This is a genomic window from Nocardia sp. NPDC047654 (assembly GCF_043205035.1).
In the GTDB taxonomy this organism is placed as follows: Bacteria; Actinomycetota; Actinomycetes; order Mycobacteriales; family Mycobacteriaceae; genus Nocardia.
On sequence record NZ_JBIDDF010000014.1, the window covers coordinates 185,637 to 195,550 of the forward strand.

Below are 9,914 nucleotides of genomic sequence, written 5' to 3' on the forward strand. Positions count from 1 at the left end.
CGAGTACATTTCTGTATCCGATGCCCTGGTCGAGGCCGAACCGAGGAGGTGCCCGATGGCGTCCGATGCCGCGCAGGCCGCACCCGCCCGGGTCACCCGCCGCCGCGCCGAAACCAGGAACCGGCTGCTGACCGCGGCCTACGACGCGTTCGCCGAGGAAGGCTTCGGGCGCGCCACCGTGGAGCGGGTATGCGAGCGCGCCGGATTCACCCGCGGGGCGTTCTACTCGAACTTCAGCTCGCTGGACGAGTTGTTCCTGGCCATGTGGGAGCAGCGCTCGACGGCGATGCTCACCGAGGCGGGCGCCATCCTCGACGAGATCGCCGCCGACGGCGCCGATGACGTGCGCGCCGCGGTCCGGCGACTGGAACGGGCGGTGCCGGTCGACGAGGGCTGGTACCGGATCACCGCCGAATTCACCGCGCACGCCCTGCGCACCCCGGCGCTGCGCCGGGTGATGGCCGCCCGCGAGGAAGCCATCGTCGCGGCCCTCATGCCCACCATTGTCGCGGCGCTCGCCCGCGGCGGCCGCACCGTGCCGGACCCGGAGGCATTCGGCCAAGCGCTCATCGCCGTCCACGACGGGACCAGCGTGCAGGTCCTGATGGAGCCGGACAGCCGTGCCGCGCGCGAGCGCCGCACCGAACTGTTCCACCACGTCGTGCTGGCCTACAGCACCGCAACCGAAGGATGAACATGTCCCACAGCAGTCCCGAGGTGACGCCGGAGGCGGACGTCCTCGTCGTCGGCGCCGGGCTGGCCGGCCTGGTCGCCACGCACGAACTGGTCAAGGCCGGTCGCACGGTGCACGTGCTCGACCAGGAGAATCGCAACAATCTCGGCGGTCAGGCGTTCTGGTCGCTGGGCGGGCTCTTCTTCGTCGACAGCCCTGAGCAGCGACGCCTCGGCATCAAGGACTCCTACGATCTGGCCTTGCAGGACTGGCTCGGCTCGGCCGGGTTCGACCGTGACGACGAGGACAAGTGGGCCAGGCAGTGGGCGCGGGCATATGTGCGGTTCGCGGCCACCGAGAAGCGGGAGTACCTGCGCGAACTCGGGCTGCGCGTGACGCCGCTGGTCGGCTGGGCCGAGCGCGGCGGCGACCGCGCCGATGGACACGGCAACTCGGTGCCGCGCTTCCATCTCACCTGGGGCACCGGCCCCGAGGTGGTCCGGGTATTCGCCGAGCCGGTCCTCGAGGGCGAGCGGCGCGGACTGGTCCGATTCGGCTTCCGCCATCGGGTGGACGAATTGATCGTGGAGAACGACGCGGTGGTCGGCGTGCGCGGCGCGGTGCTCGAGGACACCGATCTGGACCGGGGACGTGCCTCGTCGCGGACCGAGGTGGGCGAATTCGAGTTGCGCGCCAAGGCCGTGATCGTGGCCTCCGGCGGAATCGGTCACAACCACGAGCTGATCCGGCGCAACTGGCCCACCCAGCGGCTGGGTCCGTGCCCGGAGACCATGATCTCCGGCGTGCCCGCGCACGTCGACGGCCGGATGCTCGCCATCACCGAGGCCGCGGGCGGGGCCATCGTCAACCGGGACCGCATGTGGCACTACACCGAAGGCATCGTCAACTGGGACCCGATCTGGCCCGATCACGCGATCCGGATCATCCCCGGTCCGTCCTCGATGTGGTTCGACGCGAACGGAAAACGCCTGCCCGCACCGTGTTTCCCCGGATTCGACACCAACTCGACGATGAAGGAGATCCTGAAGACCGGCCACGACTATTCGTGGTTCGTGCTCACCCAGTCGATCATCGAGAAGGAGTTCGCGCTGTCGGGCTCCGAGCAGAACCCGGACATCACCGGCAAGGACCTCAAGCTCACGCTGAAAAGCCGCGTCGCCAAGGGCGCACCGGGGCCGGTCGAGGCGTTCAAACAGCACGGTGTCGATTTCGTCGTGGCGGACACGCTGCGGGAACTGGTCGAGGGCATGAACAAGATCGCTCGCGGCCCCCGGCTGGACTATGACGATCTGGAACGTCAGATCGTCGCGCGGGACCGGGAACTGACGAACAAGTACAGCAAGGACAGCCAGCTGATGGCGATCGCCAACGCGCGCCGGTACCTGGGCGACAAGGCGGGCCGGGTCGCCAAACCGCACCGGATCCTCGATCCGGCCGCGGGCCCGCTGATCGCCGTGCGGCTCAACATCTTGACCCGCAAAACCCTGGGCGGCTTGCAGACCGACCTGAATTCCCAGGTGATCCGGCCGGACGGCACGGCGTTCCCTGGTCTGTACGCCGCGGGTGAGGTCGCCGGGTTCGGCGGTGGCGGCGTGCACGGGTACAACGCGCTGGAAGGCACCTTCCTCGGCGGATGCATCTTCTCGGGCCGGGCCGCCGGGCGTGCGCTGGCGGCGGAACTCGCCTGATCGCTAACGCCCGCAGCGGGTGGCGACCGCGCCGGTCCCGGCCGAGGTGGCGAGGACCGACGCGGACGTGAACGACGGAGCGCCGGAGTAGAGCCGGGTCCGTGCCGCGTACCGCCCCGGCTGCACCGTGACATCGGTGATCTCGGCCTCGTTGCCGTAGACATCTGTCACGCGCGCGGTGAACGGGCCCGGCCCGGCGCCGGAGAGGGTCCAATAGTTGTCCGCCCGCCGGGTGAGCGGTCGCCACGGACCGGCCGCAGCGGGTCGAACAGCAACCTCACGCAATGGATTTCCGGTGCCGCCGAACAGGAGGCCGAACCAGGACGCGGACGAATCCTGCTTCACCTCGTAGGTCAGCTCCTCCACCGGTTGCGGGTCGCGAACCAGGCGATAGCCGACCCGCGCCACCCCTTCGCGGGCATCGGCGATCCGTTCGAACGCCGCCGCGCTGAGATCCAGTTGCCCCGGACCGCATGCCGGGCAGTGGTCGACCACCAGTGCCCGGACCGATCCGCGCGGACCAGCGACGTCCAGATACGCCCCGCACAGGTCGGCGCGCCCGAAGTCGGGGGTGGACAGCCCGGCATAGAAGCCGTCCGGCGGCAGCGCGTGAAAGGAGCACGACACCTGCTTGCCGAGCACGAAGTAGCGCGCTTCGGCGGACGTCTCCGGCCCGATCGGCGCGAATGTCATGGCGGTCACCGGATATCGGGACGGCGAGGAGGCCTCGTGCAGGGGGCTCGCCGCGACACAGGTGGGCGCCGACGGCCGCACCAGCCAAACGCCCACCGCGACGGTGGCAAGCACGCCTGCGGCGAACCATAGCCACTCGGAACGGAATGGCCGCTCTTGGATCGGTACCCGGTGCATCGCTTCCCCGACTCCGGCTCGCCTGCTCGCGGACTGTCCATCCTGACCTCACCAGGAAAGCAGCCCCACCGCCCCGGCGCAGCGCGAACGAAAATTCTTCACTGTGAAAGACACGCAATTCAGCAAGCACGCCGCTAATTTCGGCATCGCCACCCGGCGACGGCACCGGCTGGTCGGAAATGATCCGGCGCGGCTCGGGCGAGACAACCGCGCCCACGGTGACGTCAGCGCCTGCGCGCGTGCCGAGGGAAGAGGTTTCGTCCGGCCTCCTGGGCCACTTCGGCCAGCGCGCGGGCCAGCCGAGCGGTGTCCGGCACCACTGTCTCGGAACCGGTGCGGCCCGACAGCGACACCGCGGCCACCGCGGCGCCGCGCCCGCGAATCGGCACGGCCACGCATGCGAGACCGGGTACGCACTCCTCGTTGTCGACGGCGACACCCTGGCGATTGCGGATGCGGCCGAGTTCTCGATGCAGTTCGGTCCGGTCGGTGAGAGTGCGTGCGGTCAGTTGCGGCAGGTGGTCCCGGAAGGATGCTTCCACGATGCTCGGGTCCAACGTGGCCAGCAGCGCCTTGCCCAATGCCGTACTGTGCGCGGGCATCCGGCCGCCGAGCCGGGTGGGCACGCTCGCGGCGAACCGGCCACCGACCTTGTCCAGATACAACACGTCGCGCCCGTCCAGCACACCGAGGTGCCCGATCATTCCGGTCTGCTGACACAGATCGTGCAGCAGCGGACTCACCGCGTCACGGATCTCGTTGTGCTCGGCGGCAAGTCCGCCCAGCTCCAGCGTGCGCAGACCGAGCCGGTAGCCGCCGGGCGCGTGCGCCAGCCAGCGCAGCCGGATCAACTGGTCGAGAATGCGGTGCACGGTGGAACGCGGCAACCCGGTGCGCTCGGCCAGTTCGACGAGGGTGAGCGTCGGCGTGACGCCGTCGAAAGCCTCCAATATCAGCGTCATCCGCTCGATCATCGATACCGGGGGCTGACCCGGCCGTGCTGCCTGTCCAGATCCGGTCCATAACTCCCCCGGCTCGGGATCGGTCATCACCTCGACCGTCATTGCCAACCTCCACGCGTACTCGCGTAGAGCTTAGAGGCCACTAGGGCGACCCGTGCGCGGAATCCGCGAGGGTGAACAGCCACTCGCGGGTGTACCGCTCAGCCAGCAGCGGCAGGTAGTTCACGACGGTGGCGTGGTCGGCGACATGATCGTAGGACGAGCGCAGATGATCCTCGATCGCGGCTTCGCTGGCGACGCCGTCGAATTCGTCCTCCAAGCGCTGCGCGGCCGCTTTCAAGGCGAGTTCCTGATCGAGTGGGGTCTGCTGGTTCGTGTCATGAGTGGCAGGACGGTCGGTCATCGCAAGAGTCCCCTGGTCGTGACGAGATCGGTACCTGAAGCGCTGTCGTAGCCGTACGACAACTCCTGTCCTTACGGGTACCCGGTCGAACTGGTTCGACACCCCGCCTGTGACCGTCGGCCGCGCCCCCTGCAACCGCTGTTCGAGGCCGATCGCCAGCAAAGTAGAACACGTTCTTGTCTGCGGCGCCCGCGCGTGCCAGGCTCGACAGATGGATCTCGACGCCATCGAAGCCGTCCGCCAGCTGAAGTACCGCTACTTCCGGAGCCTCGACCTCAAAGACTGGGACGATTTCGCCGACACCCTCGCCGTCGACGCGGAAGGACGCTACGGTACACACGCCATGGGCGAGCCGCTGCACCTGGACGGCCGCGACGCCATCACGGCGTTCATGCGGGAGAACCTCGGCCCCTCGATCGTCTCGGTGCACATCGCCAACCACCCGGAGATCAGCGTCGACGGCGCGACAGCCACCGGGTCCTGGGCCTTCGAGGACACCGTCATCGCCACCGAGTACGGGGTCCTGATCCGCGGGGCCGGTTACTACACCGACACCTACCGCCGCGACGCCGACGGCAAATGGCGCATCGCCTCCACCGGCTACCGCCGCATCTACGAATCCATGCAGTCGCTGGCCGACACGCCCAGCTTCCAACTGCTGTCCAACATGTGGGCACCGGAGAAGTGACCGCCGGGCGCGGAAATCGGTCCACTATCGGCCCGGTGGCGCTGGACGGCCCGGCGCGGTCCGGCGGATGCTGCGAGCATGCCCTCCCTTGCGCCTGACGAGTTCGCTCCCGAAACCACCTACCTGAACACCGCGTCCTTCGGTCTGCCGTCCGCCCGGGCACTGGCCGCGGTGCGCGACGCGAGCGCGAGCTGGGCGTCCGGCCGCGGTGCGCCGACAACCGAGGTGGATCGACTGGCACCCGGCCTGCGTGCCGGGTTCGCCCGGCTGCTCGACGGCGCGACCGCCGACGACATCGCGCTCGGCAGTGGTGTCGCGGGACTCATCGCCCCCGTGGCCACCGCACTGCCGCCCGGCGCGGAGGTCCTGCTGCCGGAAGGCGAATTCTCCTCGGTGTCCATGCCTTTCGTGTACCGGGACGACCTCGTCGTGCGCTTCGCGCCCTTGCGGGAACTGGCCGCGCAGGTGCGGCCGGAGACCGCGCTGGTGGCCATGAGTGTGGTCCAGTCCGCGGACGGCCGCGTCACCGATCTGGCCGAACTGCGCGCGGTGACCCGGGCCAACGGCGCGCGCCTGCTGGTGGACGCCACCCAGGCCGCGGGGTGGCTGCCACTGCGCTTCACCGACGCGGACTACTGGGTGTGCGCCACCTTCAAATGGCTGATCGGCGCACGCAGCGTCGCGTTCCTCGCCACACCGCCCGACCTCGTCCCGCAGCTGCGTCCGGTGGGCTCCAGCTGGTACGCCGCCGAGGACCGCTGGGCCGAGCTCTACCGCCCGGTCGCACTGCCCGCGACGGCACGGCGGTTCGACACGACACCGGACTGGCTCGGCGTCGTGGCGGCGCTGGCCGGACTGTCGCTGATCGAGGAACTCACCGTCGAGAAAATCGGCGCGCACGACCTCGAACTCGCCGACCGCTTCCGCGACGGGCTGCGCGAGCTGGGCTTTCAGCCCGTCGATGCGCGCTCGCCGATCGTCTCCGTGCCCGGCGCGGGGGACCTGGCAGCCCGGCTCGCGGAGGCCGAGGTGATCGCCTCGGCGCGCGGCGGCGGGCTGCGGTTCGCCTTCCACCTCTACAACAGCGCCGACGACGTCGAGCAGGCGCTGTCCGCCCTGCGCGCCGGTTAGTACCCGCGGCAGCCGCGTACCGCCCGGCCGGTCAGAGATCGAGGCGAACCTCCAGCGCGGCAAGCCGCAGCGGGACGCGACCGCGCCAGCGGTCCGAGACCAGGGCCGGAGTGCGACGGCAGTGCACCGCACCGCCGGGTCGGAGACCAAGCGGGCGTGATTCGGTGCGGTATGCCGCGTAGCCGCGCGACCGCCCCGCCGGTCTTCGACCACGGCCGGAGCGTCGAGCCCGCCGAATACCTCGAGCAGGCGCTGTCCGCACCGCGCGCCGCGCCCCACGAGACAGAGCCCCGCACGTCAGCGGTCTGCGACCAGGACCGGAGCCTGGGCCGCAGCCGCGTGGCCGCACGGCCGGACAATGAGCCGGGCCGGAGCCGAAAACTCGAAGGGCCGCTGCCGATTGCTCAGCGCGGGGACCTCGTCACCGGTCGGTGATCAGGGCAGGCCGGACACCCGCGCGCCGCGGGGCCGCGAGGTCGGTCACCGGCCAGGGCGGTGCGCGGGAGCCGTGATCAGCGGTAGGTCGAGCGCGGTGCGGATACCTGCGGGAGCGGCGACGACGGCGGGAACGGCGTTGACTATCCGTAGGCCCGTCGCCAGGACGGTCGCGTAGTTGTGATCCCCGTTGCGGCTCGAGGTCACCAGGTCCAGCGCGTAATCGGGCTCGCCCGTGATCTCGACCCGGTAGGAGCCCTCGGGGTGCGCGGGCTGTGGCCAGTCCGGGCACAGGTCGGGGCGCAGCCGGGTCACGTGCTCGAGCACCGTGACCGGCACGTCCCCGACCATGCCCCGGACTTCGAAACGCAATGCCGCCGCGGTTCCTTCGGCGATGTGCCCGGTCGCGATGTCGAACGACTCCGGCGCCGGGATGCGCTCGTAGGACTGGGTGACGGCGTCGAGGGTGACGCCGATCCCGGCGGCGAGCTGACGGACCGTGCCGCCCCAGGCGAGCGACAGCACCCCGGGCTGCAACAGCATGGGGATCTCGTCGACGGGCTTACCGAAGCCCATGATGTCGAACATGACCGCTCGGTTGTCGTAGCTGGCGTAGTCCACGATCTCCAGGCAGCGCACCTGGTCCACGCGCAGGCAGGTCCCCGCGAGCGCGAGCGGCAGCAGGTCGTTGGCGAAACCCGGGTCGATACCGTTCACCCACAGCGACGAATTGCCCTGCGCGGCCGCCTCCTGCACCGGTTTCAGCAGTTCGTCGGGCAGCACGCCGTAGGGGTATTGGAAGAACACCGGTGCGCAGGCGACGACATTGATTCCGGCGGCCAGGATGCGCTGGAGGTCCTGCACGGCTTCGAACAGCCGGTTGTCGGTCATGGAGCAGTAGACGACGCAGTCCGGCCGCGACGCGAGCAACGCATCCGCGTCGGTCGTGGCGGTGACGCCGACGGGATGCTCGAGGCCGGCGAGGGTCCCCGCGTCGATGCCGCTCTTGGCGGGACCGGACACCCACACGCCGGTCAGTTCCAGTTCGGGATGGGCGATGACGCCGGCCAGGGCATGCCTGCCCACATTGCCGGTGCCCCATTGCACTACGCGATATGTCATGTCACAGATCCGGGATCGGGAGGTCGAGGTTCGGGATGATCAAGCCGCCGTCGGGCTCGAGGATCTTGCCGGTGAGGTACTTGCCCGCGGGCGACACCAGATAGAGCGCGGCCGCGGCGATGTCTTCGGGTTCGCCGATGCGATGCAACGGTGTCTTCGATTCCAATTCGGTCCGCATGGCGTCGTTTCCCGCGACGATCTCCAGTGCGGAGGTCAGGATCGACCCCGGCGCGATGGCGTTCACCCGGATACGCGGGTTCAGGTCGAGGGCGGCGAGCTTCGTGTAGTGGGCGAGGGCGGCCTTGGCGGTGCCGTACGCCGCGAACGCACGCCCCGGCAGTCGACCCATGGTCGAGGTGATGTTCAGGATCGAACCGCCACCGGCGGTTTCGAGCATGCGCGGTACCGCGGCCCGGACCAGTGCGTGCGCGTTGGTGACGTTGAACTCGAACGCGTCCGTCAGCGCCTGCGGCGTCGTGTCCAGCAGCGGGCACGGCAGCGCCCCGCCCACATTGTTGACCACGATGTCCAGTCGCCCGAAGCGTTCGACCGCCGCCGCGGCGAGAGCTGCCGTGGCATCGGCGTCGCTCAGGTCCGCGGGCACCACATGGGCCTGTCGTCCCGCGGCGGCGACGCGCGCTGCCACCTCCTCGAGCTGGCTCTCGGTCCGTGCGGCGATGACGACATCCGCCCCCGCCTCCGCGAACGCAACCGCTATGGCCGCGCCGAGACCGCGACCCGCACCGGTGACTATGGCGACCTGATCATCGATTCGGAACCGATCCAGAATCATTCGCGCTCCCTACGCTGGTGACGAATATTCGACAGTATGTAATCTAATATTCGTCATCGTAAGTCGCTCACCCGAGCGGGACAAGGGGTTGTGGACATGCCGGATCGATCGGCGTCGCCTCCGACGCGCCGCGTCGTCGAGATCGTGTCGTTGCTGGCGACCTCCGGGGAGCCGATCAGCGTCGCGGGCATCGCCGAACGTCTCGGCATCGCCCGTGCCACCGCGACCGCGATCCTGAGCGAACTGGACGCGGCCGGCTGGGTGGTCCGCGACCCTGCTCGCGGCTACGGCATCGGGCCTGCATTGGCCGGTCTGCACGGCGCCGCCCTCCCGCACGGCGTCGGCGGTCTCCTCGCCGGTCTCGCCGCCCGCACCGGGTACGGCGCCACGTTCAGCCGCATCGAACCCGACCGCCTGACGGTGCTCGACGTGCGGCACGGCGTCGACCGCGTCGTTCCCGGAATCCCGGTGGGACATCGCATTCCGCTGCAGTTCCCAGCCGGTGCCAGCGTGATGCCGTGGCGGCCTGCGCATGAGCAGAACATTTGGCTGCGCACCGCCGCCGAAACGGATCAACGGATGGCCGGTGCGCTGCTGGCGCTGGTCCGCGAGCGTGGGGTGGCCGTCTTCCGGCCCCGCGCCGACGACGCGGGGATGGTCGATCTGCTCGTGGATCTGCTCGGCGCGGTGGGATCCGAACTCCTGCAACCTCATCTGCGCACTCGCGCGCTTCGCCAGCTCGCCGCGCTCACCTCGCGGCCCTTTACCAGGGCCGAGCTGGATTCGGAGGAAGTCTTGCCGCTGAGTTATCTCGCGGCACCGGTTTTCGACGCGAGCGGCGCCCCCGCCTACGAAGTGCAGCTGGGGCCGCTACGCGCCGCGACGACCCGGGCGGAACGCGAAGAATTCATGGACGCGACGCGGAGCACGGCAGCCGCATTGACGACCGCGCTCACCGCCGACCGGTAATAAAAGTAATTCCCGGCTGAAACGACGAAAGGCCCTCGACGGTGTCGAGGGCCTTTCGTGAAAAATGTTCCGGCGGTGTCCTACTCTCCCACACCCTGTCGAGTGCAGTACCATCGGCGCTGGCAGGCTTAGCTTCCGGGTTCGGAATGGGACCGGGCG

General features: G+C 69.5%; 10 protein-coding genes and 1 rRNA gene. 5 read left to right on the plus strand and 6 right to left on the minus strand.

Annotated features, from left to right (window positions below; genetic code table 11):
• The first annotated feature begins 55 nt into the window (after positions 1-55).
• Complete coding sequence (locus ACGF7Y_RS28465) at positions 56-694, plus strand: TetR/AcrR family transcriptional regulator (protein ID WP_040866469.1); 639 nt, start codon at positions 56-58, stop codon at positions 692-694.
• Positions 691-2,382 carry an FAD-binding dehydrogenase gene (locus tag ACGF7Y_RS28470; RefSeq protein WP_393238870.1) on the plus strand — a complete coding sequence of 564 codons (1,692 nt, stop codon included), beginning with the start codon at positions 691-693 and terminating at the stop codon, positions 2,380-2,382. Before ACGF7Y_RS28465 ends, ACGF7Y_RS28470 begins: the two co-directional genes overlap by 4 nt.
• A gap of 3 nt (positions 2,383-2,385) precedes the next feature.
• Here the strand turns inward: ACGF7Y_RS28470 and ACGF7Y_RS28475 are convergent, their stop codons facing one another.
• The 3 genes from ACGF7Y_RS28475 to ACGF7Y_RS28485 form a co-directional block, all read right to left on the minus strand.
• The gene (locus tag ACGF7Y_RS28475; RefSeq protein ID WP_393238873.1) at positions 2,386-3,189 is read right to left on the minus strand and encodes an expansin EXLX1 family cellulose-binding protein; all 804 of its coding nucleotides are present in this window, start codon (positions 3,187-3,189) and stop codon (positions 2,386-2,388) included.
• Positions 3,190-3,476: 287 nt separating this feature from the next.
• Positions 3,477-4,214, minus strand: a complete 738-nt coding sequence (locus ACGF7Y_RS28480) for an IclR family transcriptional regulator (RefSeq protein WP_393238876.1) — start codon at positions 4,212-4,214, stop codon at positions 3,477-3,479.
• A 142-nt stretch (positions 4,215-4,356) separates the two neighbouring features.
• Positions 4,357-4,617, minus strand: coding sequence for a three-helix bundle dimerization domain-containing protein (locus tag ACGF7Y_RS28485; RefSeq protein WP_393238879.1), 261 nt, complete (start codon positions 4,615-4,617; stop codon positions 4,357-4,359).
• A 211-nt stretch (positions 4,618-4,828) separates the two neighbouring features.
• Here ACGF7Y_RS28485 and ACGF7Y_RS28490 point away from each other — a divergent pair, with 211 nt between their 5' ends.
• Together ACGF7Y_RS28490 and ACGF7Y_RS28495 are read left to right on the plus strand one after the other, a co-directional pair.
• Entirely contained in the window at positions 4,829-5,305 is a 477-nt protein-coding gene (locus ACGF7Y_RS28490; RefSeq protein ID WP_062975566.1) for a nuclear transport factor 2 family protein, read from the plus strand.
• Positions 5,306-5,383: 78 nt separating this feature from the next.
• The gene (locus ACGF7Y_RS28495; protein ID WP_393238883.1) at positions 5,384-6,436 is read left to right on the plus strand and encodes an aminotransferase class V-fold PLP-dependent enzyme; all 1,053 of its coding nucleotides are present in this window, start codon (positions 5,384-5,386) and stop codon (positions 6,434-6,436) included.
• A 480-nt stretch (positions 6,437-6,916) separates the two neighbouring features.
• Here the strand turns inward: ACGF7Y_RS28495 and ACGF7Y_RS28500 are convergent, their stop codons facing one another.
• Together ACGF7Y_RS28500 and ACGF7Y_RS28505 are read right to left on the minus strand one after the other, a co-directional pair.
• Positions 6,917-7,993 (minus strand): diacylglycerol kinase, encoded by a 1,077-nt coding sequence (locus ACGF7Y_RS28500; protein WP_393238886.1) that lies wholly within the window; start codon positions 7,991-7,993, stop codon positions 6,917-6,919.
• Between the two features lies 1 nt (position 7,994).
• Positions 7,995-8,786 carry an SDR family oxidoreductase gene (locus ACGF7Y_RS28505; protein WP_393238888.1) on the minus strand — a complete coding sequence of 264 codons (792 nt, stop codon included), beginning with the start codon at positions 8,784-8,786 and terminating at the stop codon, positions 7,995-7,997.
• A gap of 96 nt (positions 8,787-8,882) precedes the next feature.
• Here ACGF7Y_RS28505 and ACGF7Y_RS28510 point away from each other — a divergent pair, with 96 nt between their 5' ends.
• Positions 8,883-9,755, plus strand: a complete 873-nt coding sequence (locus tag ACGF7Y_RS28510) for a helix-turn-helix domain-containing protein (protein WP_393238891.1) — start codon at positions 8,883-8,885, stop codon at positions 9,753-9,755.
• A 67-nt stretch (positions 9,756-9,822) separates the two neighbouring features.
• On the opposite strand, the gene rrf is transcribed toward ACGF7Y_RS28510, so the two are convergent.
• Positions 9,823-9,914 (minus strand): 5S ribosomal RNA (rrf, locus tag ACGF7Y_RS28515); the annotation flags it as partial.

Coding starts and splice junctions, on each gene's coding strand:
- ACGF7Y_RS28480 (WP_393238876.1), bottom strand. CDS start 4,214: ATGACGCTGATATTGGAGGCTTTCGACGGCGTCACGCCGACGCTCACC.
- ACGF7Y_RS28500 (WP_393238886.1), bottom strand. CDS start 7,993: ATGACATATCGCGTAGTGCAATGGGGCACCGGCAATGTGGGCAGGCAT.
- ACGF7Y_RS28485 (WP_393238879.1), bottom strand. CDS start 4,617: ATGACCGACCGTCCTGCCACTCATGACACGAACCAGCAGACCCCACTC.
- ACGF7Y_RS28510 (WP_393238891.1), top strand. CDS start 8,883: ATGCCGGATCGATCGGCGTCGCCTCCGACGCGCCGCGTCGTCGAGATC.
- ACGF7Y_RS28495 (WP_393238883.1), top strand. CDS start 5,384: ATGCCCTCCCTTGCGCCTGACGAGTTCGCTCCCGAAACCACCTACCTG.
- ACGF7Y_RS28470 (WP_393238870.1), top strand. CDS start 691: ATGAACATGTCCCACAGCAGTCCCGAGGTGACGCCGGAGGCGGACGTC.
- ACGF7Y_RS28490 (WP_062975566.1), top strand. CDS start 4,829: ATGGATCTCGACGCCATCGAAGCCGTCCGCCAGCTGAAGTACCGCTAC.
- ACGF7Y_RS28505 (WP_393238888.1), bottom strand. CDS start 8,786: ATGATTCTGGATCGGTTCCGAATCGATGATCAGGTCGCCATAGTCACC.
- ACGF7Y_RS28465 (WP_040866469.1), top strand. CDS start 56: ATGGCGTCCGATGCCGCGCAGGCCGCACCCGCCCGGGTCACCCGCCGC.